This window comes from Cupriavidus sp. UBA2010, from assembly GCF_002335265.1.
Lineage (GTDB): Bacteria > Pseudomonadota > Gammaproteobacteria > Burkholderiales > Burkholderiaceae > Cupriavidus > Cupriavidus metallidurans.
The window spans coordinates 306483-331901 of record NZ_DDCI01000024.1 but is presented as its reverse complement, the minus strand read 5'-3'; the positions used below and the strand labels follow the sequence as shown (position 1 = coordinate 331901).

21 protein-coding genes are annotated in these 25419 nt (G+C 61.9%); 15 read left to right on the top strand and 6 right to left on the bottom strand.

Going from position 1 to position 25419, the window contains the following annotated elements; genetic code table 11:
• Window positions 1–1496 precede the first annotated feature (1496 nt).
• Window positions 1497–3164, bottom strand: a complete 1668-nt coding sequence (locus B2246_RS20615; RefSeq protein ID WP_286880673.1) for a PHA/PHB synthase family protein — start codon at window positions 3162–3164, stop codon at window positions 1497–1499.
• Window positions 3165–3211: 47 nt separating this feature from the next.
• A complete protein-coding gene (locus B2246_RS20610; RefSeq protein ID WP_011516401.1) occupies window positions 3212–3652 on the bottom strand; it encodes a MaoC family dehydratase in 441 nt (146 codons plus the stop codon).
• Window positions 3653–4504: 852 nt separating this feature from the next.
• On the opposite strand from B2246_RS20610, the gene B2246_RS20605 reads away from it, so the two are divergent.
• From B2246_RS20605 to B2246_RS20585, 5 genes are all read left to right on the top strand, one after another.
• Window positions 4505–4936 carry a universal stress protein gene (locus B2246_RS20605; RefSeq protein ID WP_008650786.1) on the top strand — a complete coding sequence of 144 codons (432 nt, stop codon included), beginning with the start codon at window positions 4505–4507 and terminating at the stop codon, window positions 4934–4936.
• Between the two features lie 47 nt (window positions 4937–4983).
• Window positions 4984–5424 (top strand): universal stress protein, encoded by a 441-nt coding sequence (locus B2246_RS20600; protein WP_008650789.1) that lies wholly within the window; start codon window positions 4984–4986, stop codon window positions 5422–5424.
• A 653-nt stretch (window positions 5425–6077) separates the two neighbouring features.
• Window positions 6078–6473, top strand: a complete 396-nt coding sequence (locus B2246_RS20595) for a hypothetical protein (protein ID WP_286880672.1) — start codon at window positions 6078–6080, stop codon at window positions 6471–6473.
• Between the two features lie 277 nt (window positions 6474–6750).
• Complete coding sequence (locus tag B2246_RS20590; protein WP_286880671.1) at window positions 6751–7251, top strand: hypothetical protein; 501 nt, start codon at window positions 6751–6753, stop codon at window positions 7249–7251.
• On the top strand, window positions 7248–8063 hold the full coding sequence (locus tag B2246_RS20585) for a DUF2145 domain-containing protein (RefSeq protein ID WP_035882163.1): 816 nt from the start codon (window positions 7248–7250) through the stop codon (window positions 8061–8063). The genes B2246_RS20590 and B2246_RS20585 overlap by 4 nt, the downstream gene beginning before the upstream one ends.
• Before the next feature lie 278 nt (window positions 8064–8341).
• Here B2246_RS20585 and B2246_RS20580 read toward each other — a convergent pair whose 3' ends face one another.
• Window positions 8342–9013: an IclR family transcriptional regulator gene (locus B2246_RS20580; protein WP_234706971.1), complete on the bottom strand. Its 672-nt coding sequence runs from the start codon at window positions 9011–9013 to the stop codon at window positions 8342–8344.
• A 389-nt stretch (window positions 9014–9402) separates the two neighbouring features.
• On the opposite strand from B2246_RS20580, the gene B2246_RS20575 reads away from it, so the two are divergent.
• The 9 genes from B2246_RS20575 to B2246_RS20535 are packed head-to-tail and all read left to right on the top strand — an operon-like array spanning window position 9403 to window position 18639.
• Complete coding sequence (locus B2246_RS20575) at window positions 9403–10350, top strand: Bug family tripartite tricarboxylate transporter substrate binding protein (RefSeq protein ID WP_286880670.1); 948 nt, start codon at window positions 9403–9405, stop codon at window positions 10348–10350.
• Window positions 10351–10377: 27 nt separating this feature from the next.
• Window positions 10378–11925, top strand: coding sequence for an acyl-CoA carboxylase subunit beta (locus B2246_RS20570; RefSeq protein WP_286880669.1), 1548 nt, complete (start codon window positions 10378–10380; stop codon window positions 11923–11925).
• Window positions 11926–11936: 11 nt separating this feature from the next.
• A complete protein-coding gene (locus B2246_RS20565; protein WP_035882166.1) occupies window positions 11937–13307 on the top strand; it encodes an acetyl-CoA carboxylase biotin carboxylase subunit in 1371 nt (456 codons plus the stop codon).
• 25 nt (window positions 13308–13332) lie between these two features.
• Window positions 13333–13545, top strand: coding sequence for an acetyl-CoA carboxylase biotin carboxyl carrier protein subunit (locus B2246_RS20560; RefSeq protein ID WP_035882167.1), 213 nt, complete (start codon window positions 13333–13335; stop codon window positions 13543–13545).
• Window positions 13542–15674, top strand: a complete 2133-nt coding sequence (locus B2246_RS20555) for a 3-hydroxyacyl-CoA dehydrogenase NAD-binding domain-containing protein (protein ID WP_035882168.1) — start codon at window positions 13542–13544, stop codon at window positions 15672–15674. The genes B2246_RS20560 and B2246_RS20555 overlap by 4 nt, the downstream gene beginning before the upstream one ends.
• A gap of 5 nt (window positions 15675–15679) precedes the next feature.
• On the top strand, window positions 15680–16081 hold the full coding sequence (locus tag B2246_RS20550) for a Zn-ribbon domain-containing OB-fold protein (protein WP_035882171.1): 402 nt from the start codon (window positions 15680–15682) through the stop codon (window positions 16079–16081).
• The gene (locus B2246_RS20545; RefSeq protein ID WP_035882173.1) at window positions 16078–17250 is read left to right on the top strand and encodes a thiolase; all 1173 of its coding nucleotides are present in this window, start codon (window positions 16078–16080) and stop codon (window positions 17248–17250) included. Before B2246_RS20550 ends, B2246_RS20545 begins: the two co-directional genes overlap by 4 nt.
• 22 nt (window positions 17251–17272) lie before the next feature.
• Entirely contained in the window at window positions 17273–17959 is a 687-nt protein-coding gene (locus B2246_RS20540) for a 3-oxoacid CoA-transferase subunit A (RefSeq protein WP_035882174.1), read from the top strand.
• On the top strand, window positions 17956–18639 hold the full coding sequence (locus tag B2246_RS20535) for a 3-oxoacid CoA-transferase subunit B (RefSeq protein WP_035882175.1): 684 nt from the start codon (window positions 17956–17958) through the stop codon (window positions 18637–18639). The genes B2246_RS20540 and B2246_RS20535 overlap by 4 nt, the downstream gene beginning before the upstream one ends.
• Window positions 18640–18698: 59 nt before the next feature.
• Here B2246_RS20535 and B2246_RS20530 read toward each other — a convergent pair whose 3' ends face one another.
• Entirely contained in the window at window positions 18699–19841 is a 1143-nt protein-coding gene (locus B2246_RS20530) for a 3-deoxy-7-phosphoheptulonate synthase (protein WP_286880668.1), read from the bottom strand.
• A gap of 290 nt (window positions 19842–20131) precedes the next feature.
• Between B2246_RS20530 and B2246_RS20525 the strand changes: the two genes are divergently transcribed.
• Window positions 20132–21367 carry an MFS transporter gene (locus tag B2246_RS20525; RefSeq protein ID WP_286880666.1) on the top strand — a complete coding sequence of 412 codons (1236 nt, stop codon included), beginning with the start codon at window positions 20132–20134 and terminating at the stop codon, window positions 21365–21367.
• An 86-nt stretch (window positions 21368–21453) separates the two neighbouring features.
• Here B2246_RS20525 and B2246_RS20520 read toward each other — a convergent pair whose 3' ends face one another.
• Window positions 21454–22578, bottom strand: coding sequence for an ABC transporter permease (locus B2246_RS20520; protein WP_286880685.1), 1125 nt, complete (start codon window positions 22576–22578; stop codon window positions 21454–21456).
• A 77-nt stretch (window positions 22579–22655) separates the two neighbouring features.
• Window positions 22656–25415: a ribosome-associated ATPase/putative transporter RbbA gene (gene rbbA, locus B2246_RS20515; protein WP_035882178.1), complete on the bottom strand. Its 2760-nt coding sequence runs from the start codon at window positions 25413–25415 to the stop codon at window positions 22656–22658.
• Between the last annotated feature and the right edge of the window lie 4 nt (window positions 25416–25419).

The window sequence follows — 25419 nt, the reverse complement described above, 5'->3', positions numbered from 1 at the left end:
GCCTCAGGCAAGGGCACTCCCGCGAGTCCCCGTGGCTGAGATCGGTGTCGACATTACGCGCTTTCCCAATCCCGCCAACTTCCTATTCTGAGCCGGTCTATGTCTACGCAATGACGAAAGTGCATGCAAACGCCGAAGCACTCGTTTCCGCAAGAGCACTACATTGTTAATGACGCTGGTAACCGCCGCGTTCCCCAATGCCGCAGCGCAGGGAATCGTTACACAAGCGCCATTTAGGCGCGCGCCTATACCGCTCTGCCAGCCCCATGCGCTAAGCTGCGTACGCACGTGTGGAAGGTTCAAACTCGTGGACCCCCTTTCCGGGCCGTCACCCGTCGGCCCGTTTTTTTTGTTCGCGCCGGTCTCATCGTCTTGCGCCGGCAAATTGTGAGTGTTCCCTCCCACGTGCCCTCCGAATCCAGCCAGCGACGTCCACACACGTGGCGAACGTACGTGGTTCAGACGCCAACAGTCAATTGACCGTGCTCATCCAATGAGCACGACTGCCGCCGTCGCAGCCATCGGTCTATGGCGCTGTCACTGCATCAGGAGTGGCCAACGACATCCAAATCGGCGTTGAGGCGAGACGACCCTTGATGAATGACGACGACAGTCGGACGGTCTCCCAGCAACACTGCACGTTGGCATCGGCATGGGTCGCTTAACCCGATGGCACGGGCTCGTGGGGTGTGCGCGTCATCAGTCTGGTTGCGCCAGGCGGCATGGAGCCCGCTCATAAGTGCCCCACAACGAAGCGGTCATCGATCATTGATCGGAAACGCAGCATATTTGAAAGCATCGATCGCATCATCGGAACCACGAGCAGTAAGCGGTGGAGAGTCAGCGCCCGTCGTGTAAATCAGGACTGCACTGGGCAAGGCAATCCGTAAGCATACGTTGATCGATGCCCGGTAAGGACTGGGAGCTTCCTTTAATGTACCAGCATGATCTTGCGGGTACTTTGGTTCCACCATTCCACCATTCCACCAGTCCACCATTCCGCCACGTAGACGTTGCGGCTGGCGCTCACTGCCGCGCCGCTTGGGTTGTCGAAGGACGCGGCCGCGCCGGTGCCTTAGTCCCGTCTACGTCAAAGGGATTGATGCCCCTGCACAATCCATTGCGATAAAGCAATGATCGAAAACGTATGGGAATAGTTTGATAAAGATGGAATAGGAACACATGCTCCGCTGGTGTAACTGGCCATTGCCGCTACCCAACTGCAGGTGGGTGCCAAGGTCGATGCGGAGACTCAGAAGATGCCTCTGCACATGTGGCTTTACCCGTGGCTCACATGGGCAGGCATCCTGATCATCGTCGGCGTGCTAGTGGCTATATTCCTTCGCCCCGATCACCGCATGGAGGTCACGGCAATAGCTGGGCTCGCGGTTATCGTGCCCGTAGCCGCGAGCGTGTCGCGGCTACGGCGCGTACCGTGAGCGGAGTCCGGGTCGTCAGGCTGCGCCGCGAGTGTTGCGCGCTATGGCGGTTGAGACTTACTCGGCCCTGACCTTCACGTACCGGCCCGGCGCGGGTTCGATCGGCTGGAACCGGCTGTCGCCGAGCTTCGCCGGCGCCGCCTTTTGCTTGCCGCCGTGACGCTTGAGCCAGGCGCTCCAGTGCGTCCACCAGCTTCCCGGCGTGGACTGTGCGGAAGCGAGCCAGTCCTCTGCATGATCTCCCTGTGCGCCGGCGCTCCAGTAGCCGCGCTTCTGCTTGGAGGCCGGATTGATGACACCGGCGATGTGGCCACTTTCGCCCAGCACAAACTCGCTATCGCCACCGAGCAGTTGCGTACTGCGATAGGCCGACTGCCAGGGGACGATGTGATCCTCCTTGGTGGCCAGGACGTAGCTCGGCACCTTGATCTTGCCCAGGTCGATCGAATGCCCGCACATCGACAACTCGTCGCGTCTGCAAAGCCGGTTCTCCAGGTACATATTGCGCAGGTACCACGCGTACATGGGACCGGGCAGGTTGGTCGCATCGGCGTTCCAATAGAGCAGGTCGAAGGCTGCCGGCGATTTTCCCTTCAGGTAGTTGGTGACGACGTACGGCCAGATCAGGTCGTTGGGTCGCAGGGTCTGGAAGACGAAGGCCAGTTCCTTGCCAGAGTAAATGCCACCATTGCCAATGGTCTGCTCGCGCGCCACCACGGTGGCTTCGTCGAGGAAGAAACCTAGGTCGCCTGGGTCGGTGAAGTCCAGCATGGTCGTCAGCAGTGTCATGCTGGCCACCATGTCTTCGCCGCGTGCTTCCTGGACTGCCAGGGCCGAGGTCAGCAGCGTGCCGCCGACGCACCAGCCCAGCGCGTTCACCTGGCTTGCGCCACCGATGGCACGGCTGACCTCCAGCGCCTTGATGACACCTTCCACATAGTCGTCCCAGGTGGTACCGCGCATGTCTTCTTGCGGATTGCGCCACGAAGTGACAAAGACCGTGTAACCCTGTTCGCAGGCGAAACGGACGAAGGAGTTCTCCGGCTGGAGATCGAGGATGTAGTACTTGTTGATGCAGGGCGGCACGATCACCAGCGGGCGCGACATCACCTTCGACGTCAGCGGCTTGTACTGGATCAGCTGCATCACATCGCATTCGAACACCACGGCGCCTTCGGATGTGGCGACGTCACGGCCCACCTCGAACGCCGACTCGTCGGTGATGGCGATGCGCCGCTGGCGCATGTCCTCGACATAGTTCGCGAAGCCGTTCAGGAGGCTCTCACCGTTGGTCTCCAATGCCAGCCGGATGGCTTCCGGGTTGGTGGCCAGGAAGTTGGACGGGCTCATGGCATCGACGAGTTGCCCCAGGAAGAAGGACAGTTTGCTCTTGTCGTCGTCGTTCAGATGGATCGACTCGGCCAGTTCGGCAAGCGTCTTGGCATTGAGGAGATAACCTTCCTTGAGCATCCGGTACCACGGGTTCTCGTCCCAGTCCTTCACCGCGAACCGGCGGTCCGGCTTTTGGTCTGCTCCGGCCTGACCGAATGCCGAGGCCAGTATCGAAAACTGACCTTCAAGGTGCCGGAAGCCGGACTGCATCAGGCGGGGCATGTCGATGCCGCTGGGCAGGTAGCGTGGGTAGGCGAATAGCTCCGCGAGCGACGTCAGCGGCGAGGGAAAGCCGTTCAGCAGCGGATTGGCAAGCGGTGTCGGCACAGGCATTGGCGTTCTCATGACGAATGGCGTGTTATATCGGACGGTTGCGCGGCTCATTGCTCACGTCGTTTTGCTGACGTTGGCATGATCAGGGCGTCACCGTCGACCACGACCTTGTCCTGAACCATGCAGACCGTGCTGAGCGCGACACGCCGTTTCTCCGGTTGGAGATCCGTGACCGTGACTGTCACGTGCACGGTTTCACCAGGCTTCACCGGGGCCCTGAAGCGCAGGTTCTGGCTCAGGTAGATCGATCCCGGGCCGGGAAGGCGACTGGCTAACGCCGCCGAGATCACGCTTGCCGTCAGCATCCCGTGGGCGATGCGTCCGCCAAACGGCGTGGTCTTCGCAAAATCTTCGTCGAGATGGATGGCGTTGTTGTCGCCGGAAGCCGTCGCGAACAACTCGATATCAGTTTCAGTGATGGTCTTGGCGTAGCTTGCGGTCATGCCAAGCTGCAGGTCTTCGTAGTCATAGCCATTCAGGGTGTTCACGAGGTCTCCTTGATAATGTTGAAAGCTGCTCGGGCGCCAGTTCCAGGCGATATCCGCTCGCCGACGCGCGCGGCGCTGCGTATCGTTCAGTGGGTGGTCGATGTGTAGCCTGGTCCCGCGCCCCAACGGGTGCGTGCCCCATCTTCAGTGCATGGAGTGCGCGTGCAGGCTGTACCGGGGACTAACGGACGATCGATTCTTCATGCCCTGCGATGCAGGGGCTGCATATCGATCGGCGATCCGGGGGCATTCACAAGCGGAATGTCCGGGCGTGTGTCGTGGACGGGGTTGCTGACGGGGGCGCTCAAGCATGAACCGAACATGGATTCAAGAGCCCCAGCATAGGTGGGCAACTGGCGATCGACTTTGCATGAACAGCCAGGGCGTTGACATTTCGTGCCACGCGAGCCAAGCGTAGCGATGCAAATGGATGGCGCGTTACCCGCGGCTACCGGGTTGCCCACCCGATTTCAGACGTTTCTGGTCTGAATGCCGAATCCTTGGGAATCCAAATTGACCAGGGGATTTGTAGCATTACCCAGATGTCGTCCCGGCGTCTCTGCAAGCCACTAAATCGCGGCAGTTCGCTCTGATGGCTATCAATGCTCTGGATTTTTGCCGGCCGCTTCCCGTGGGAGCACGTGTCGGAGAGGGCCGGCATCGGGACGTTGACTCCAGTCAAGGAGACCGGGGCGGTACGGGGATACTGTAACTAAATCGATTCAGTTTACGAATCGAGAAACGCTCCCCGTATGCCGTGCCGGTATCCCGTGCCTGAAGGCAGGGGAATGCCGCCAGTTCGGCAATCGGTCAGCCGTTTGCAAACCGATTCGCCCTCAACCCAAGACCTCTATGTTCAAACACATCCTGCTGCCCGTTGACGGTTCCGACCAATCGCGCAAGGCTGTATCGGCGGCCATTGAATTTGCCCGTAGCACCAGGGCCCGTCTGACGCCATACATTTGCAAGGAAGAGCCTCGCTTGTCCATTTCGATGAGCGCGGCGGTCGATACCGAAAGTGTCGCGAGCAGGCTTGAAAGTGCGGCCCGGGAGGAACTCTCCCGGATTGAAGCCGCAGCCGCATTGGCGGGAGTACCGTGTATCGGAAAAACGTCCTCCGCCTCGGCACCACATCTTGGGATTATCGAGAAAGCCAATGAATTGCAGTGCGATGTCATTTTCATGGCGTCTCACGGTCGAAAGGGGTTGGGAAAGCTGCTGCTTGGCAGCGTCACGCAGGACGTGCTCTCCCATAGCACGATCCCCGTTCTCGTGTTCCGATAAGCGCAATTCGCCAGACGATTCCACAAACAGAAGAGGAGGAGGTCATCGTGTACAAGAAAATCCTGTTGGCTGTTGATGATAGTGATGCCGCCGAGCTTGCCCTTGCGCAGGCCGTGACCGTCGCAAAAGCCATGAGCGCGGAGGTCAAGGCATTATTTGTTGTCACACAGGCGCTTGGCAGCACCTTGACGCCCGCCGAGGCGGCAACCGCGGCAATCGGCAAGCGGATACTGGAACATGCTCGCTCGAAGATGGAAGCCAACGGCTTGCACTATTCCACCGAACTGCTTGAAGAGGCCGGATCGGCAGCAGGGCAGATTGCCGACACGATCACCAGCGAAGCCAATGACTGGGACGCCGATCTGATCGTAATGGGAACGCATGGCCGACGCGGCATCAAGCGAATGGTGCTTGGTAGCGTTTCGGAGGGCGTACTGACGCAATCCAGGATCCCTGTGCTGGTGGTGCGCAGTGATTTCGAGGATTGAACGTTCGGGGCGTGCTGACTGGCCGCTCATTGGCAATGATGCGCTGATGTCATTACCGTAGCTGCAGGCAGCATCGACATTGGGCAGCACTGCATGCCCCGGATAGGTCAGGCAGAAGTTCGCTTTGCCGGCCAATTGTGACTGTTCCCGCCAGAGCTTGGGAAACATCTGTTCCCATCCAATTGCACTTGCTGTTGGTATACGGGCTTTCTTCAGGAACAGTCGTGCAGTCCCAAGTATCTATGCATCAAGCCCCACCTTCGCGCCTTGGCAGCGAAGCGACCGATGCTATTCGCCAACTCAAGACGCTAACCGAGATTCTTCCGACAGACAGTCTGCTGCGCAAGGCCGCGTTAGCACTGCTGTTGGAAGCAAATGCCGGCGCGCAACCGAATGCCTTGCCGTTGACGTTGGTATCGCCTCCCGCACCGGGGTCTGCGCTCCCGGAGATCACTGGGAGGCGCGCATGACAGCGGTCGAATTCCAGCAGTTTGTCATGCTGACGGGGCGAGCACTCGCAATCCTCGGCGTCATCCTGCTTGTCGTCATTCGTCTGGCGTCCCCGCACGAAAATGGGAAAAAGTAGCCGCCCCCGCAAGCCGTATCGTCCACGTCAGGCAGAGGCCCATCTCCCCGGACGCTTGCAGCCGTGGGTGCTCGACAAGCTCTTTGCTCCGCTCGAAAGCATGTTGCAACACATCCGGGACGGCGGCGAGCTGGAGGTCGACGACGATGAGCAGCTTTGGTACTACAGCACGACGATGGGAGGCAGTTTCAAATGCGCCGAGTTGCTTGAATCGTTCGGCGACATCTTCGCCCGGCAGCGGCAGCGCGACACGAATGCACCGGATCCCGAAGCGCTGTACGCCATGGCGGCAAGCATGACGGCGGAAATCCTGGCGATGCGCGAAGTGGAAGCTGCCATTGCCTGCGCCAGCGAGATGCGTGGCTATATGGCCGCGTCGTCATTGGGGAACATGAAGGATGCGGTGCTGCTGGCATCGCTGGATAGTCACATGACGACTGTGTATGGGCAGGGCGATGCGTAAGCGCTGAGGGCGTGTCCCTCCTTCCTGTCCCATTGGTCTGTGACGGACGACTCCTGTTGACGCGATGCGGTGGCGCACCTGCCTTGCGACCCATCCGTAAAGGCTTTCCAGAAATTTCTCTGGCCAGCTTGTGCTGCCTCTGAACCCCGAAGTCATCTCGGCCCCCTACAGTCTGGCGAAGCATGGCGGCTACTACAGCGGCCCTGTGCCGGGACTCCACCTGGAGCGCCCTTGACCGCAATTCCGCCTCCTCGCTTCTTTGCCTCGTGTTTCCCTGATGACGCCACTCCGATCGTTCATTGGTCTTCTGGCCGCAGCCAGTCTTCCCGCAATTTCCCTGGCTCAATCGGTCAATCATCAATCACCCTCCGAGCAGATTTCCGTTGGCACGCTGTCGATCATTGCCAGCCCGGCTGCCAGTGCCGCCGCGAGTGCCGAAGGCAGCGATCCGGCCGCGGCGCTGGTCTCGATCGCGGGGGTGGGGAGTGTCCTCGTTGTCACGGGCATCACCGAGGCAGGAAAGGACGCATTCGATGTGCTGCTGGAGGGCTCCAGGCAGGCTGGCAAGGCGTCTTTGAAGGTGACGCGTGGCGCGGTGGAGGCGGTTGGACTCTCCGTTGGCACCACGGTAAACGTGGTCGCGCAGTCGACTGGCACCGTGCTGGTCGCATCGGGGAAGGTCCTGGCCTTCCTGCCCAATGCGGCAGGTGAGGCGCTATTGCATCATTCGCGCGTGCCTGGCACGAGCCCCGTTGTTCAGCAAGGGGCAGCAAGATGAAAGCGAGAGGTATCGCGGCCATGGCCGCCAGCGCGATTGCCGCCATGTGCCTGGCCAACTCGCCGGAGGCCATCGCCGGCCAGCCGTGCAATGACAGCCCGCTCACGCCGGCGGTACTGCAAACGGCAATGGCAACCGCTCAGCGGGTGACCGGTGAACTGGACCGCCGGGGCGTGCAGGTTGCGCTGTTGGGGCGGGTCGGGCAGGACCTCAGCAAGTACGGACTCAAATACAGCCATGTGGGCATCGTCTATCGAAGCACGCCCGGGTCACCGTGGCGAATCGCCCATCTGCTGAATACCTGTGGAACGAACCAGTCGGACCTTTGGTATGAAGGTGTCGGGAACTTCTATCTGGACGATCTGTTCCTGTTCGACACTCTGGTCATGGTGCCGCCCGAAGACACGGCGAAGGCGCTACTTTCGCGTCTGTCGGATGGACAGGCTCTCCGCGCCGTCCATGACGAGCTTTACAGCCTCGTGGCATATCCGTTCTCGACGCGCTATCAGAATTCAAACGGCTGGGTCATCGAAACCGTTGCCGCCGCAAGCGCGCGCGATGCCACGATCCGTGACCGTGGGCAAGCACAAGCGTGGCTGGAGATGGCGGGCTACAAGCCGTCCGAAATGGAGATTGGCACGCTGACCCGACTCGGTGGACGGATGTTCAAGGCCAACGTGGCATTCGATGATCACCCTGATTCCCTGCGGTTTGCGGGCAGGATCCGTACCGTGACCGTGGAATCGATCGAAGCCTTCCTCAAGACCCAGCGAAAGGGTTGGGACATCTTCGAGATACCGGAAAGGCGCTAGACGGGCCATCCGCGCGGAAATACGTCGCCTTCTGTTTGCCACGATGGCACTTGAGCCAGATTCTCAAGTGCATCCATCAGCTTCCCGATCAGGGGACGGCGCGAGTGCATCTGTCCTCGCCACGATCGCATACGCCGCACCGCCGCCGGGCGATTGCACGCTCACGTAACTCGGCTGCCAGGGGCGATGCGAGCACCTCATCGCCCTAAGTGCCACGCATAGGTTGACTACGACAAGGCGGTGCGGAGTGCATCGCACTCGGAAGGTCGATGGGGGGACTACCAGTTGCCACCGAGACTCCGCGTGGCGCTCTGCGCTGCGGCCAATACCAGGCCTTTCATACGTTCCACGGCAAGTTCGGAGAACCGCTCGAGCGGGCCCGAAACCGAGATCGCGCCCAGCAAGAGCATGGAGGGGCCAAACACTGGCGCCGCGATCGCCGCGCACAACGGGTCGCGCTCTCCAAACGAGGTGAAGATCAGGTCGGATGGTGCCGGGACCTGCGCCTGGATGGCTGAGTCCAGTGTGGTAATTACCTTGCCTGCCGCCCCCCTGTGCAACGGCAGCATATCGCCAGTGCGGACTCGATCGAGGGTGGAATGATTGGAGTCAACGCGTATCAGGCAAAGGCGACGTTCACGATCATGTCTCACGTGGAAGGAGGGGCTCTCCGTGCCTTGGTCAACGAGCCATTGCAGGATGGGCTGAATCGCGCCCTTCAACCCGTGGGCCTGTTCGTAGGACCGGCCAAACATGAACGCCAGCGAACCGAGTGCGTATCGCTTGTCGGCGCGATGTGTCACCAGCCCGGCACGTTCCAGTGAAGAGAGCAGACGCAAGAGGGTGCTCTTGTACATCCTGGTGATGTTCGCGAGTTCGGACAGTGTCAGTCCCCGGGGAGCATTGGCCAGGGTGGTGGCGACATGCAGCGCTCGATCAACCGCGGCCACCCCATCACTCCTTTCCGAGGACGCAGAGGATTGCATGGAAATCTGACTCGATTGGTCTAGTTGCATCTGTCGCTGGTTGGTTGCCTACGCGCGCAATCTATCTCGCTCATGGGGTCTATGCGAATCTTCTCTACGTGAGATTGAAATTCCATTTGACAGAATGGTTGGAATCAATATTGATCACGATTCTCAGTAGAGTATCGTCAATTTCGTCCGCAAATATCGGGGTTTACACCAATTATTAACTGTTGACTTGGGACTTCTTTTGCCTAAAACTTAAAAAAAGAACACGTGTTCTGTGGAATAGAACTGCGTAAAAACAAGCGAAAAACCAAGAGGAGACAGTGATGCGTACGAAACGACGGTTTCTGGTGACCGCGGTCGGGCTCGTGGCCTGCGTGGCTGGAGGGAGCGTTCGGGCGGAAACACAGGGATACCCCACCAAGCCCATCCGATTTGTGGTGGGCTTCAGCGCGGGCAATTCCATCGACACGGTGGCTCGCATCATTGGCCAGCGCTTGTCCACGAAACTGGGCCAAACCGTAGTCGTGGATAACAAGACAGGTGCCAATGGCATGCTCGCGGCCGCTGAAGTTGCGCGCTCGCAGCCAGACGGGTACACGGTGCTGATCAGCAACTCGAGCACCATCACGGTGAACCCGCTGCTCTACAAGAAGATGACCTATGACCCGAAGAAGGACTTTGCTCCGGTGTCGCTCATGGTCTCCGTGCCCTTCATCCTGACGGTCAATCCGCAAAAAGGTCCGATCGGCACTGCCGCAAATTTGCAGGGCATGCTGGATCTGGCCAAGGCCAAACCGGGGGTCTATTCCTACGGATCGGCGGGGATGGGCAATCTCACACAACTGAGCTTCGAACTTCTTAACAATCTGGCCGGTGTCAGCATGACCCACGTGGCATATCGTGGGTCGGCTCCTGCGCAGGTAGCGCTGCTGGGCGGTGAAGTGGACGCCGAATTCGATAACCCTTCCGCGGTACCCAAGATCAAGGCCGGACAGTTGCGCGCGCTGGCAGTGACATCGGCCCAGCGCTGGCACGAACTGCCCGATGTGCCAGCCATTGCCGAGGCCGGCTACCCGGGTTTCGATATTTCATTCTGGGTTGGCGCTCTGGTACCTGCCCAGACACCTGCACACATTGTGAACGCGCTTTCTGAAGCCATTGCGAGCACCGTGCAGGACCCGGCGGTGAAAGCACGGCTCGAGCAGCAAGGCAACATTCGCATGTTTGGCCCCAAGCGCTTCGCCCAGCAAATCGAAAAGGAAACCGCGCAATACGCGGAAATTATCCGCAAGGCGGACATCAAGCTGGACTGACCGGCACGCACAAGGGAGTACATCAAGGTGGCTTGGGAAAAGGAACTGGCTGAACTTGCACAGCGAAAGATGCTGGCCGAGCGCATGGGCGGTGCGGACAAGGTGCAGCGACATAGGGACAATGGAAAGATCCCGGTGCGCGAGCGCATCGCGCTCCTGGTAGACGGCGAATCATTCGTGGAAGTAGGGGGACTGGCTGGAACGGGGCAGTACGACGACAACGGCAAGTTGGTCGATGTGACGCCCTCCAACTTCGTCATGGGTCGCGCGCGGATCGGCGGTAGACCTGCGGTAGTGATGGGCGATGACTTCACTGTGCGCGGTGGTGCCAACGATGGTGCCGTCGGCGACAAGATGATCGTAGGCGAGCAATTGGCACACGACCTGCGGCTCCCGCTGGTACGCCTGGTGGATGGCACTGGCGGAGGTGGGTCCGTCAAGAACATCGAGATCAAGGGGCATACGCTCCTGCCCAAGCTCAAGTCCTGGCCATATATCGCGCGCAATCTCGCGACCGTGCCAGTAGTTGGTCTGGCACTGGGTTCGGTGGCGGGGTTGGGCGCGGCGCGTGTTTCGGCCAGCCACTACTCCGTCATGGTGCGCGACACAGCGCAGCTCTTCGTGGCGGGGCCTCCAGTAGTGGCGCGCACCGGCCAAGTGCTCGAGAAGAACGAACTGGGTGGCGCCCAAATCCATGCGCGCAACGGCGTTGTCGACGACGAGGTCGCTTCCGAGGAGGAAGCTTTTGCTCGTGCGCGTCGATTCCTCTCGTATCTGCCTTCGTCCGTGCACGAACTATCACCGCGAGCGGACGATGGGCGCGAAGCCTCGTCGGATCAGGCGGTGCTGCGGAACGCTATTCCGGAGAACACACGTTCGGTCTACAAGATCCGCACCATTGTAGAGACGCTGGTGGACAGCGGCTCGTTCATGGAGATAGGGTGTCATTGGGGGAAGGCGATCGCGGCGGGTATGGCTCGCATCGATGGCTGGCCGGTCGTTGTGGTCGCCAGCGACCCGTATCACTACGGTGGCGCCTGGGACCGTCAGACAACAGAGAAATACATGCGCATGGTCGATCTGGCCGAGCAGTTTCACCTGCCTGTGCTGAATCTTGTCGATGTGCCGGGCTTCCGCATCGGCCTGGAGGCAGAAAAGGAAGGCGTGATGCGCGCCGGTGTCCGCGCGCTCACAGCCGTGGCGCAGAGCACGGTGCCCTGGTGCACGGTGATCCTGCGTAAAGCCTTCGGCGTGGCGGGGGGCGGACATCAGAATGCCGATCGCTTCAATTTCCGCTATGCGTGGCCGTCCGCGCAATGGGGGTCACTGCCAATCGAGGGCGGACTGGAAGTGGCTTACAAGGCCGAGATCGAAGCGGCCAGCGACCCTGACGCCGCCCGTGCACGGATCGAGGCCCGTGTACGCAACCTGACCTCTCCGTTCCGCAGTGCCGAAGCGTTCGTGGTGGAAGACATCATTGACCCGAAGGACACACGCGCCTTGCTGGTGGAATTCGCCAACCTCGCCGCACCGCTGAGGCAGGCCGGCCCGGTGCGCTTTGCGTTCCGTCCATGAGGGAGGTGACCATGCCAGAACGAGCATCCCGCTCCATCCGTCGAATCCTGATTGCCAACCGCGGTGCGGTGGCGGCCCGCGTGATTCGTGCGGCAAAAGCATTGGGACTGGAGGCCGTGGCCGTGCATTCCACCGCTGATGCGCAGATGCCCTATCTGCGGGAAGCCGCCGCCAAGATTTGCATTGGCGACGCGCCAGCGACCGCGAGTTATTTGAATCAAGAGGCGCTGCTGCGCGCGGCTCGGGACACCGGAGCCGATGCGGTGCATCCAGGCTATGGCTTCCTGTCTGAAAACGCTGCCTTCGCGGAGCGCGTGGAGGCTGAGGGACTTTGCTTCATTGGCCCAAGCCCGCACTGGATCAAGACCCTGGGCCACAAGACGGCGGCGCGAGATCTGATGCGAGTACATGGGATGCCCATGATGCGCAGCAGTGAACTGCTGCCAGACGACCTTGACGAAGTTACCCGAATCGCCCGCGACATGGGTTTTCCTCTCATGCTCAAGCCAGCGAACGGTGGCGGTGGCATTGGCATGTTGCCAGTGCGGGGTACGGACGAGATCGCCGCAGCCTGGCGGCAGGCGCAGTCCACGGCAGCCAAGGCGTTTGGCGCCTCGGAACTGTACTTCGAGACGTTGATCGATGCGCCCCGGCATGTGGAATTCCAGTTTCTTGCCGATCGGCACGGGCAAGTACGCTGCCTCTACGAGCGAGACTGCTCCGTACAGCGGCGGAACCAGAAGGTGGTCGAGGAGGCGCCAGCGCCATATATTCCTCGTGAAGCCGTGCAGGCCATGGCCAGACGGCTGGAGACGATCCTGTCGGACATTGGCTATGACGTCATTGGCACCGTCGAGATGCTCTACACACCCGCTACCGGGTTCACGTTCCTCGAAGTCAATACACGGCTGCAGGTGGAGCACGCGGTAACGGAGGAGGTAACGGGCCTGGACATCGTGGCAGCGCAAATCCGGCTGGCTGCGGGTGAGCCGCTTTCCGCAGTGCTGCCCGTCGCTGTCGAGTGTCGCGGTCACGCCGTCGAAGCGCGTATTTACGCCGAAGACCCGGTGCGCTTCTTCCCATCCCCCGGTGAGCTCACAGTGTTCCAGCCCCCGTCGGGAGACGGTATCCGGGTGGAGACGGGCTATGCCGCTGGCACCCGCGTGTCGAGCCACTACGACCCAATGCTTGCGAAAGTCATTGCACATGGCGTGGATCGCAACGTCGCGGTTGCCCGGTTGACCGGAGCGCTGGATCGCTTTCGCATCGAAGGTGTGAAAACCAACATCCCATATGTGCTGCGCGTGCTGCGCGATCCGGCGTTCGTAGCCGGCCAGCTGCATACCCAGCTAGGTGCCTCGATCGCATCGCGCCCCCTCTGAAATCAAGATAAATCAGGAGTTCCTCATGCTCACTATCTGTTCCCCTCTGGCGGGCCGCGTCGTTGCCCATTGCACCAATCCCGATGGCAGCGTGCAGGCGGGTGATCCACTGCTGATCGTCGAATCCATGAAGATGGAAATTCCCGTGGAGGCGGAGGCGAGTGGCACCGTAGCCCGCTATCTGGTCGAGGTCGGCGCGGATATCGCCGAAGGCCAGCCCGTGGTGGAGATGCGATGAGCGGAAGCACTGAATCGCTCGGCCACTTCGAGCGCCATGGAAAGGTAGCGCTGATCCGATGGGCCAACCCACCGGTCAACGGCTTGTCGTTTGCATTGCGGCAGTCCCTGGCGGCAGCGCTTGATTCGGCAATGGCGGACCCGGCTGTCGATGCCATTGTGCTGGCGGGCGAGGGCCGTATGTTCTCCGGCGGCGCTGACATCCGCGAGTTCAACACGCCCCAGGGGGTAGCCGAGCCGACCACGCCGCAATTGATTCAGCGTATCGAGAACCTGGGCAAGCCCGTGGTAGCCGCCATCCACGGCTCCGCGCTGGGCGGCGGTCTGGAGCTTGCATTGGGCTGCCACTGGCGCGTGGCCGAATCCAAGGCGGCTGTCGCCTTGCCCGAGGTGAAGCTTGGTTTGCTGCCCGGCGGTGGCGGAACGCAGCGCCTGCCCAGGCTAGTGGGTGTGGAAACAGCGCTGGATTGGATTGTCTCGGGCAAGACAGTAAGCGCGGCCAGGGCCCTCGAGGCGGGCCTGCTGGACGCCATATTCGAAGGAGACTGGCTGGCGCAGGCCATCGCGTTTGCGGCGCAGCTCGATCGCGCGACGGCACTTCGCCCGACCGGCGCCCGCAGGGTCACGCCGCCCGCTGATGCAGCCGTGCTATTCCGCACCGCGCGAGAGATGGCACGAAAGACGGCACGCGGGCTGGACGCGCCGCTTCAGTGCATCGCCTGTGTGGAACAGTCGCTCGGCGGATCGCTGCAGGAAGGATTGGCATTCGAGCGTCAGCGCTTCGTCGAGCTTGTGAACGGCACGCAGTCCAAGGCAATGCGCCATTTGTTCTTCGGTGAGCGCGAAGCCGCCAAGCCGCCACCAGATGCGCAAGGCGCTGCCTTGCGTCCGGTGCAGCGTGTAGGGGTGATCGGCGCGGGCACGATGGGGGGCGGCATTGCCATGGCGTTTGCCAACGCGGGCTATGCGGTAACGCTGGTCGAAGTCTCCGAGGTGGCGCTCACCAGGGGAGTCGAGACAATCCGTCGCAACTATGCGGCCACGGTTTCGAAGGGCAAGCTGGATGAGGCGCAGATGCAGTCGCGGCTGGCACGCATTCATGGTTCCACCAGCATGCAGGATCTCGGGGGGACGGATCTGATCATCGAGGCGGCCTTCGAAGACATCGCCGTCAAGCATGATCTTTTCCGACAGATGGATGCCATCGCCAGGCCGGGCGCGATTCTCGCAACCAACACCTCCCGGCTTGACATCAACGATATCGCCGCCGTAACGCGCCGTCCGAAGGACGTCGTGGGTCTGCACTTCTTCAGCCCAGCAAACGTCATGAAGTTGCTGGAAATCGTGCGCGCTCGGGCTACGGCATCTGACGTGATTGCCACGGTGCTCGACGTAGCGAAGCGCATTGGCAAGGTGCCCGCAGTCGTAGGGGTGTGCGACGGCTTCGTTGGCAATCGCATGGTGAGCCCGTACACGCGCGAGGCGCATTTTCTGCTGGAGGAAGGCGCAAGCCCCGCGCAGGTGGATCAGGCCGTCGAACGATTCGGCATGGCCATGGGGCCGTTGCGCATGGGTGACATGGCGGGTCTGGATATCAGCTGGGCCGCACGCAAGCGTCAGGCTCCCACGCGTCCCAAGCACCTGCGCTACTGCCACATCGCAGATCGGCTCTGCGAATCAGGCCGCCTGGGACAGAAGACCGGCGCAGGCTTCTACCGCTATGAGCCAGGCGGCCGCGTGCCGGTATCGGATCCGGCCGTCGAGGCGATCATCGATGCCTGCGCTCGCGACTCCGGCATCGCACGGCGAGCGATTACCGACGAGGAGATCGTGGAACGGACCATGTACGCCCTGGTCAACGAGGCCGCGCGCATCCTGCAGGAGGGCGTGGCGCGCAGGGGCAGCGATGTCGACGTCATCTACGTGAATGGCTACGGATTTCCAGCCGCGCGTGGTGGTCCGCTGTTCTACGCGGACACCGTGGGGCTGCCCAAGGTGCTTGCGCGTATCGAGGAATTCCACCGCATCCATGGCCAGCTCTGGGAACCTGCGCCGCTGCTCGCGCAACTGGTGGCGCAAGGCAAGTCCATCTCGAGCTATGTGGCTATCACAGGCGAGGCCACTGAGTAACACACATGAACGACCTAGCACTTTCCCCAGGCGGCCCAGACGCCGCCTATCTCCATCACTTGGCGCAAGGCCAGCTTCGTATCCAGCAATGCGGTGAATGTGGCCGGCACGTGTTTTATCCTCGGGTCGCCTGCCCGCATTGTGGTGGCTCCGATCTGCACTGGGTCGCCACGAGCGGCCAGGGCACCATCTACGCATCCAGCCTGATCATGGGCAAGCCAGGCACAGGCACCGACTATGCGATCGTGCTTGTGGATCTGGACGAAGGCGTGCGCATGATGGGACGTGTGCAGGAATACGCGCAAGACCAGGTGCGCATCGGGATGCGTGTTCTCGCTCGCATTGTTGAGCAGAATGGCAAGCCGCTCGTGGTCTTCGTTCCCCAAAGTGTGGGAGGTGCGCAATGAGCATCAGGGAACTACGCGGCAAGGCCGCCATCGTTGGTGTTGGCCATGCCGGGATTGGAGAGGCTCATGGTTTCAGCGCCATGGAGATCCTGGGCCAGGCCGCGCTTGCGGCGGTGGCCGACGCAGGGCTGACGCTGCGGGATATCGATGGTCTCGCGACCTGTAGTTCGGCAGCCAGTATGTGGGCGCTGCCAGTTGCCGAGTATCTGGGCTTGCGGCCGCAGTTCATCGACAGCACGATGCTGGGTGGGTCGAGCTTCATTGCTCACCTGATGCCGGCGATCATGGCACTGGAGAGTGGCCAGTGCAACGCGGTGCTCGTCTGCTACGGCAGCACGCAGAAGACCGGGACGTTTTCACGCAAAGGCATGGTCGATGCGTTCCGCATGATCGACCCGCAGCCATATGAACACCCTTACGCGCCTATCCAGCCACTGACGTCATATGCGCTGGCCGCCTCGCGGCACATGCATGAGTTTGGCACGACGCGCGAGCAGCTCGCGGAGGTCGCCGTGGCCGCTCGTCGTTGGGCGCAGCTCAATCCCGAGGCCGTCATGCGCGATCCGCTCAGCATCGATGATGTGCTTTCGGCGCGGATGGTATCCACACCGCTTACCGTGCGCGACTGCTGCCTCGTCACTGACGGCGCTGGCGCTTTTGTACTCATGCGCGCGGATCGGGCCAGGGATCTGGTTGCCAAGCCCGTGTACGTGCTTGGCAACGCCACGGCGGTATGGAACCGGCAGATCTCGTCGATGGAGAACCTCACTGTCACCGCCGCATCCGAATCGGGTCGACGCGCCTTTGATATGGCGGGCCTCACGCCCGCGGATATCGACGTCGTGGGTCTCTACGATGCGTTCACGATCAACACGCTGCTCTTCCTGGAGGATCTCGGCTTCTGCAAGAAGGGGGAGGCCGGCGCTTTCGTCGAGAACGGGGGCATTGCTCCGGGCGGCCGCCTGCCGGTCAATACCAACGGCGGCGGGCTCTCATGTGTTCACCCCGGCATGTACGGTGTCTTCCTCGTGATCGAGGCGGTGCGCCAATTGCGCGGCGATTGTGGAGCGCGTCAGGTCAAGGGTGCGCGCGTTGCCCTGGCGCACGGCAATGGCGGCACATTGTCGAGCCAGTCGACGGCGATCTTTGGTGTGGAGGAATCGCTGTGAACACACAGGAAAAGGATTCGGCATGTTGAACAAATCGGTCCCTTCAGTGCATGACGCCGTACGCGACGTACGTGACGGCGCGACGATCCTGATCGGCGGCTTTGGCATCTCGGGTGTACCCACCGAACTTGTCTGCGCGCTGCTTGATCAGGGCGCGCGCGACCTCACCATCGTCAACAACAATGCGGGCAATGGCAAGATCGGCCTGAGCCAGTTGGTCGAGGCCGGCCGTGTGCGTCGCATGGTGTGTTCGTTCGCGCGCTCGTCCAATCCAGTGGAGCCAAATGCCGCGGCATTTGCCGAGTGGTATCGCGCAGGCAAGATCGAGCTTGAATGCGTACCACAGGGCACGATGGCCGAGCGCATGCGCGCGGCGGGCTCGGGTCTGGGGCCCTTCTTCACGCCCACCTCATACGGTACCAGTCTTGCGAAGGGGAAGGAGACCCGGGTCATCGAGGGTGTGGGGTATGTGCTGGAGCAGCCATTGCACGGTGACTTTGCTTTTGTGAAAGCACTGACGGCGGATCCCTGGGGCAACCTCATGTATCGCAATGCGGAGCGCAACTTTGGTCCCGTCATGTGCATGGCAGCCAGGGTGGCGGTGGCCCAGGTGGATACGATCGTGCCACTGGGCACGCTGGTGCCCGAGCACGTCATGACGCCTGGCATCTTCGTGCAGCGCGTGGTTCAGGTCGGAGGACAGGCATGAAGGCAAACATCAAGCGTCTCAGCCGCGCCGAAATGGCTGCAAAGGTGGCACGCGACATTCCTGACGGCAGCTACGTCAATCTTGGCATTGGCATCCCGACGCTTATCTCCAGGTGCCTGCCGCCAGACTGTGATGTGATCCTGCACAGCGAGAACGGCATTCTGGGAATGGGGCCCGCTCCTGCGGATGGCAGCGTGGACCTCAGCCTGATCAATGCGAGCAAGGAGCCTGTCACGCTGCTGGGCGGTGCTTCCATCACGGACCATGTGACTTCGTTCGCCATGATGCGAGGCGGGCATATCGATCTCACGGTGCTAGGGGCGTTCCAGGTGTCCAGCAGGGGTGATCTGGCTAACTGGGACACCGGTGCCCCGGAAGCTATTCCTGCCGTAGGCGGCGCCATGGACCTCGTGGTAGGGGCGCGTCAGGTGTTTGTGGTGATGGAGCATGTCAGCAAGGCTGGAGAGCCAAAAATCGTTGCCGAATGCTCTTATCCGCTGACGGGGGCGGGCGTCGTGGATCGCATCTATACGGACTGTGCGGTCGTCGACGTGACCGCAGACGGCTTGGTTGTGCGCTGGATGTGCGAAGGACTTTCGTTCGAGGCATTACAAGACATGACTGCCGCGCCTCTGCAGTTGGCGTTAAGTGAACGCAGTTCGCAGTCTCGAGTTCTCTAGCGAAGTCAGAAACCGGCGCCGCAGAAGTTCTGCCTCTTCGGCGGCGCCGGGCAGCGTGCCTATGCCTTCGATTTCACCCCACGCCGCACATTGACCGCCTCGCTCAGCAGTTCCAGCACCGTCACGGAGTCCTCCCACCCGATGCAGGCGTCCGTGATGCTTTGACCATAAGTCAGAACCGACGGGTTGTGTTCTCCTGGGGTGAACTTCTGCGCCCCGGGTACCAGATGGCTCTCGACCATCAGGCCGAAGATCGACTGGCTCCCGCCGCTGATCTGTTGCGCCACATCGCGCGCGACGTCGATCTGGCGTTGGTGCTGCTTGTTGCTGTTGGCATGGCTGCAATCCACCATCAACGAATTGCGCAGCCGCGCCGCTTCCAGTTCCTTGCAGGCTGCGGCGACAGCTTCCGCATCGTAGTTGGGCGCCTTGCCGCCGCGAAGAATGACGTGGCAGTCCGGATTGCCCTTGGTATGGACCGTTGCGACCTGGCCGTTCTTGTGCACGCCAAGGAAGTGGTGCGGGCGCGATGCGGCCTGGATCGCGTCGATCGCGATCTTGATGTTTCCGTCGGTGCCGTTCTTGAAGCCAATGGGCGCGGACACGCCCGAAGCCAGTTCCCGGTGTACTTGGCTTTCGGTCGTGCGGGCGCCAATCGCGCCCCAGCAGATCAGATCGCCGATGTACTGGGGTGAAATGACGTCCAGGAACTCGCCGGCCGCCGGCAACCCGAGACGGTTGATATCTACCAGCAGGCTGCGCGCGATGCGCAGGCCTTCGTCGATGCGATAGCTCTCGTCCAGGTAGGGGTCGTTGATCAGGCCCTTCCAGCCGACCGTGGTGCGGGGCTTCTCGAAATACACACGCATCACGATTTCCAGCGAGTCCACGTAGCGCTCGCGCTCGGCCGCCAGACGCCGCGCGTAGTCGAGCGCGGCCTGCGGGTCGTGGATCGAGCAGGGGCCCATGATCACGAGCAGTCGGTCATCGCTGCCATGCAGAATGCGGGAGATGCGTTGGCGCGTCTGGGTGACCAGCGGCTCAACGGGGGTGCCACGGATGGGGAAGAAACGGATCAAGTGCTCGGGTGGGGGCAGCGGGATGATGTCCTCCACGCGCGCATCGTCCGTCACACTGGTGCGGTCCGGCGGCGCCTGCCAGCCTTCGGCAACGGTGGGCGGGGACTTTTGTGGATCACTCATGGCTGACTCCTGGGGGAAACTGGGAAATATTGTGCGGCGGCTGACGCCAACCAGGCTTTGTAGCGGAACCCGGCAAACCTGTCATTGTGATACCGCAGGCTAGATCGGGAGAGATTTTAAATGAGCGGAAGGCATGAAAGGCGTGAAAGGAACGGGGCAGACATTTGACCCGTCCGGTTTCTGCAGGGCAGGCCAGCACTGGTGTTCGGGAGCATTTCCTTGACGGCGCAATTAATGGAGAATGGGCGAACCTGTCTTCATCAAGGCAGGACACAGAACAAGACCACGATATGTCCTCTCGATCCTCGCTGCGCCCCGTCTTGCCGATTCTCATCGGCGCGTCAGTCATGCTGTCCCTTGCCATGGGACTGCGTCAGAGTCTCGGAATCTTCGTGCCGCCGCTGACGCGGGACATCGGGATAACGGTGGGCGACTTCACCATCGCGGTAGCGGTCCAAAACCTCACTTGGGGCTTGCTGCAGCCATTCGCCGGCGCGCTGGCGGTCCGGACCGGTTTTCGTCCGCTGATGATGGGGGGATCGTTGCTGTATCTCGTCGGCCTGGTGTTGCTGGCCACGGCTAATGGATTGTGGGCCGTGGTGATTGGTGCTGGTGTGCTGATTGGCATGGCCATGGCCACTACGGGTACAGCCTTGGCCATGGCCGCGGCTTCGAGCGCGGTCAGTCAGAACGTGCGAAGCATGATTCTGGGCCTGGTGTCTGCTTCGGGATCGATCGGCGCGATGATCGCTGCGCCGCTGGGCCAGGGCATCACGGGCGAGTGGGGCTGGCGCATGGGCGTGGCAGCCTTTGCAGTGCTGGCGGTCGTGATGTTGCCCGCCGCATGGTTCGCAGGCCGCGCGGACAAGGTGCGGGAAGCGCCGGCGGCGCGGGCGCAGCCGGAACAGAGTGGCCGCCAGGCCCTGATGACGGCGCTGCGACACCCTCCGTTCGTCGTCATGGCGCTCGCCTATACGGTATGCGGCATGCAGTTGGTCTTCCTGACCACGCACCTTCCTGCGTACCTGGAAGTCTGCGGCATGGATCCGATGTTGTCCGCCAAGGCGCTCGGCCTGATCGGCGGATTCAATATTCTGGGAAGCCTGTTCTTTGGATGGGCCGGCGGCAGGGTCAACAAGCTGCTATTGCTGGGTGGCATCTACATCTGCCGATCCATCGGCTTCATCTGGTTCTTCCATGCACTGCCGACACCAGAAAGCACGATGATGTTCTCCGCAATCATGGGCTTTCTGTGGCTCGGGGTGTCGCCGCTGGTGCAGGGGTGGATTGCCCAGACGTTTGGTCTGCGCTGGCAGGCAATGATCGCCGGCGTGGCGTTCTTCAGCCATCAGATCGGGAGTTTCATTGGCGCCTTCGGTGGCGGCTGGCTCTACGACCAGATGCAGAGTTACTCGCTGGCGTGGAAGGTCGGTGCGTCGCTTGGCTTGACCCTCGGGCTGATCCAGGTTGCGTTCGCTTTTGCTTCCACACCGAGGGCGCCACGGCTGGTGCCCGCGGCGGAGTAGGGGCTATCGGCGTTACCCGTCCCTCGGCGGGGTCGAGCCCGAGGTCGGTGGCAGATGGAAAGCCGTCCATCGGACGGCTCGCGCCGTTACGCCATCTGGCTGATCGTCTTGCGGAAGCGCCGCAGCGAGATCACGAAGAACGCCGCCCCGATCACGAACAGCGCCACGAACTGCACCCACACGACCTCGAGGCCCGCGCCACGGAACAGGATCGCCTGGCTGAGTTCCACGAAGTGAGTGGTGGGCGCCGCCAGCATGATGTACTGGACAACCTCCGGCATGCTTTCGCGTGGCGTATTTCCGCCGGACAACATCTGCAGCGGCATCAACACGAGCACGAGCAGCATGCCGAACTGCGGCATCGAGCGTGCCAGCGTGGCCATGAAGATGCCCATCGAGGTGGTGGCGAACAGGAGCAGCGCGGCGCCGCACAGGAAGAGCGTCTCCGACCCGGCGATCGGCACATGCAGGGCGCCACGCACGATCAACATCAGTGACATGGCGGCGGCGACCAGCACCACCAGCCCCATAGACCAGACCTTGCTGAGCATGATTTCCGACGGCGTGACGGGCATGACCAGCAGGTGTTCGATCGTGCCGTGCTCACGCTCGCGGATCAGCGCGGCGCCGGTCAGGATGATCGACAACATGGTGATGTTGTTGATGATCTGGTTCAGCGCGCCGAACCATGCCAGTGTCAGCGTTGGGTTGAACCGCACACGCAGCGCCAGTTCCACGGGAAGCCGGGGGGTGGAGCGGTACCGGTCCACGAACGTCTGGATTTCGCCCGAGACGATCTGCTGGATGTAACCGCTGCCAGTAAATGCCTGGCTCATGCGCGTGGCGTCGACGTTGAGCTGAATCTCGGCGAAGCGTCCGCCCAGGACATCCCGCTGGAAATTCGGCGGGATATTGAGCGCGAACGTGTAGTTGCCCGCATCCATACCTGCGTTGACCTCCGACGACGTGATCATCTGCGGCATGGTGAACTGCGGCGGGAAGAAGGCGGAAGCGATCTGTTGCGACAGCGGCGAATGGTCCTCGTCAACGATGGCGATCGGCGCCATGTGCAGTGTATCTGGCTGGGCCGTGGCGGCTGTGTACACCGAGGCCGTGAACGTGTAGATGATCAGCACCAGCATGATCGGGTCACGCGCCAGGCTCCAGAGCTCCTTGACGCCGAGCCGGTAGATATTCGCCAGATGGCGCAGCGTGCCGCGTCGCGCATCGGTGCGAGCGGGTGGGGTCGCTGGGGCTGCTGGGGTGGAGGCGTTGGGCGCGGCGTCCATCATTTGTCCTGCTTGGCTAGCAGCGCCACCGTCAACCCGAGAATGACGGGGATGGCGATCAGCATCGGCCAGTACGAAGCGTGAAGATCGGAGAAGCCAAGCGCCTTGTTGAACACGCCACGGCTGATGATGAGCATGTGCGTGGCGGGATAGATGCCGCCGATCACCTTGCCCGCACCCTCCATCGAGGATACCGGCGTCAGGAGACCCGAGAACTGTATGGTCGGGATCATCGTGCCGATCATCGTGAAGAAGAGGGCGGCGATCTGGCTACGGGTGAACGTGGACGCGAACAGGCCAACGCCCGTGGACACGACGTTGAAGATCAGGGCCGCCAGCACCAGCGCCAGGAAGTTGCCTTTCACTGGCACCCCAAACAGAGTGACTGCCAGGAACGACATCAGGAAGAAATTCAGCATCCCAAGAGCGACATATGGCATCTGCTTGCCCAGCAGGAACTCGGTTCGCGTGACGGGGGTGACGTACAGATTCAGGATGGAGCCGAGTTCCTTCTCGCGCACGACCGACAGGGCGGTCAGCATCGCCGGCATCATCATCAGTAGCAGCGGAATCACGGCAGGCACCATCGCCGGCAGGCTCTTGACGTCTGGGTTATAGCGGAAGCGGGTTTCGATCGCTACATTCGACGTGGCCCGCACACCGTAACGCCGTAGCGCCTGATCCGCCAGCCAGGCTTGGTGCATACCCTGGACATAGCCTTGAACGGTTTCGGCCCGCGTCGGCATGGCGCCGTCGATCCAGGCGCCGATCTGGACTTGCTTGCCACGCGCCACATCGCGCGCGAAGCCGGGCGGGATTTCGATAGCCAGGGCCAGCTTGCCGCTGCGCAGGCGCGCGTCCATGTCGGCATAGCTCTCAAGTGGCGGCTTCTGGACGAAGTAGCGCGAGCCGGCGATATTGAGCGCGTAGTTCTCGCTCAATGTGGTCCGGTCGCGGTCGAGGACCGCATAGGTCAAATCCTCAACGTCCATGCTGATGCCGAAGCCCATTACAAGCATCAGGATCACGGAGCCCAGCATGGCCAGGGTCAGGCGCACCGGGTCGCGTTGAAGCTCCAGCGACTCGCGCCACAGGTAGCTGTACATGCGACCGAGCGAGAATGGCTGATGCTTGCTCCTTGCTTCTGTCTCCGCCTGGGCCTCTACCGGGGACGCAGGGGCCTCCGTGTCTTCCGCGGCCGCCTGCGTGCCGCCACCGGCTGCCACGAGGTAGTCGATAAAGGCGGCTTCCAGCGTACCCGCGCCGCAATCGCTGACGATCTTCTCCGGCGGGTCGCTGACCAGCACCTTGCCCGCGTGCATCAGCGAGATGCGGTCGCAGCGGGCCGCCTCGTTCATGAAGTGCGTGGAGATGAAGATCGTAACGTGATCCTCGCGGGACAGCGCAACCAACAGCCGCCAGAAGTTGTCACGCGCCACGGGATCGACGCCGGAGGTCGGCTCGTCGAGGATCAGCAACTCGGGCTTATGCACCATTGCCACGGCCAGCGAAAGCCGCTGGCGCATACCGAGCGGCAAGCCGTCCGGCAGGCTCTCCATCACGTCCTGCAGCCCGAAGCGCTGGGCCATTTCCTCTACGCGGACTTCGATGTCCTCCCTCGGCACGTGAAAGAGCTGGGCATGAAGCACCAGGTTCTGGCGCACCGTCAGTTCGGTGTAAAGCGAGAACGCCTGCGACATGTAGCCCACGCGGCGGCGGGTGTCGATATCGCGCGGATCCACCTCTTGGCCGAACAGCCACGCGCGTCCGTCGCTGGCGGGCAGCAGACCGGTCAGCATCTTCATCGTCGTGGACTTGCCGCAGCCATTGGAGCCGAGGAATCCGAAGATCTCGCCCCGCCGGATCTTGAACTGCACGTGGTCCACGGCGACGAAATCGCCGAAGCGCATGGTCAGGTCTTTCGCTTCGATGGCGATCGGGGTGTTTTCGTCCACGGCCAACGGCGCGATCACCACGGGCTCGTAGCCACGCTTCTTCTCCTCGGGCAGCAGCCCGATAAACGCGCCTTCGAGATCGGCGGCGCCGGTGCGGGCCAGCAGTTCTGCCGGCGTCCCGGTATCGAGGATCTTGCCGCTGTCCATTGCCACCAGCCAGTCGAAGCGCTGGGCTTCATCCATGTAGGCGGTGGCGACGATCACACTCATGCCCGGACGATCCTGGCGAATGCGGGCGATCAGATCCCAGAACTGTGCGCGTGCGAGGGGATCCACGCCGGTGGTCGGCTCGTCCAGAATCAGCAGGTCGGGGTCGTGGATCAGCGCGCAGCAAAGGCCAAGTTTCTGCTTCATGCCGCCGGAGAGTTTGCCGGCCGGGCGATCCAGGAACGGCTGCAGACCGGTGCTGCGCGTGAGGTCGTCGATGCGATGACGCCGCTCGGCCGCACCGTGGCCGAACAGTCTGGCAAAGAACTGCAGGTTTTCCTCGACCGACAATGTCGGGTAGAGGTTCTTGCCCAGCCCCTGCGGCATATAGGCGATGCGCGGGCAGACGGCGTCGCGATGGTCCTTGCGCGACATGTCACCGCCGAGCGCGGTGACCGTGCCTTCCTGCACGGCCCGCGCACCGGCCACCAGCGACAGGAGGCTCGACTTGCCAACACCATCGGGACCGATCACGCCGATCATGCGGCCCGCGGGAAACTCCAGCGAAATGTCGTCGAGAGCAACCGTCTTGCCATAGCGCAGCGTGACGTGCGCGACTTCGGCAACGTGCTCGTGCGTACCCGTCGAGACGTTCATTACG

Bases quoted from the DNA above. Each gene is read 5' to 3' on its own strand.
- B2246_RS20535 (WP_035882175.1), top strand. From the start codon at position 17,956: ATGAAGGCAAACATCAAGCGTCTCAGCCGCGCCGAAATGGCTGCAAAG.
- B2246_RS20615 (WP_286880673.1), bottom strand. From the start codon at position 3,164: ATGCCTGTGCCGACACCGCTTGCCAATCCGCTGCTGAACGGCTTTCCC.
- rbbA (WP_035882178.1), bottom strand. From the start codon at position 25,415: ATGAACGTCTCGACGGGTACGCACGAGCACGTTGCCGAAGTCGCGCAC.
- B2246_RS20555 (WP_035882168.1), top strand. From the start codon at position 13,542: ATGAGCGGAAGCACTGAATCGCTCGGCCACTTCGAGCGCCATGGAAAG.
- B2246_RS20590 (WP_286880671.1), top strand. From the start codon at position 6,751: ATGACGCCACTCCGATCGTTCATTGGTCTTCTGGCCGCAGCCAGTCTT.
- B2246_RS20540 (WP_035882174.1), top strand. From the start codon at position 17,273: ATGTTGAACAAATCGGTCCCTTCAGTGCATGACGCCGTACGCGACGTA.
- B2246_RS20585 (WP_035882163.1), top strand. From the start codon at position 7,248: ATGAAAGCGAGAGGTATCGCGGCCATGGCCGCCAGCGCGATTGCCGCC.
- B2246_RS20545 (WP_035882173.1), top strand. From the start codon at position 16,078: ATGAGCATCAGGGAACTACGCGGCAAGGCCGCCATCGTTGGTGTTGGC.
- B2246_RS20550 (WP_035882171.1), top strand. From the start codon at position 15,680: ATGAACGACCTAGCACTTTCCCCAGGCGGCCCAGACGCCGCCTATCTC.
- B2246_RS20530 (WP_286880668.1), bottom strand. From the start codon at position 19,841: ATGAGTGATCCACAAAAGTCCCCGCCCACCGTTGCCGAAGGCTGGCAG.
- B2246_RS20605 (WP_008650786.1), top strand. From the start codon at position 4,505: ATGTTCAAACACATCCTGCTGCCCGTTGACGGTTCCGACCAATCGCGC.
- B2246_RS20565 (WP_035882166.1), top strand. From the start codon at position 11,937: ATGCCAGAACGAGCATCCCGCTCCATCCGTCGAATCCTGATTGCCAAC.
- B2246_RS20560 (WP_035882167.1), top strand. From the start codon at position 13,333: ATGCTCACTATCTGTTCCCCTCTGGCGGGCCGCGTCGTTGCCCATTGC.
- B2246_RS20525 (WP_286880666.1), top strand. From the start codon at position 20,132: ATGTCCTCTCGATCCTCGCTGCGCCCCGTCTTGCCGATTCTCATCGGC.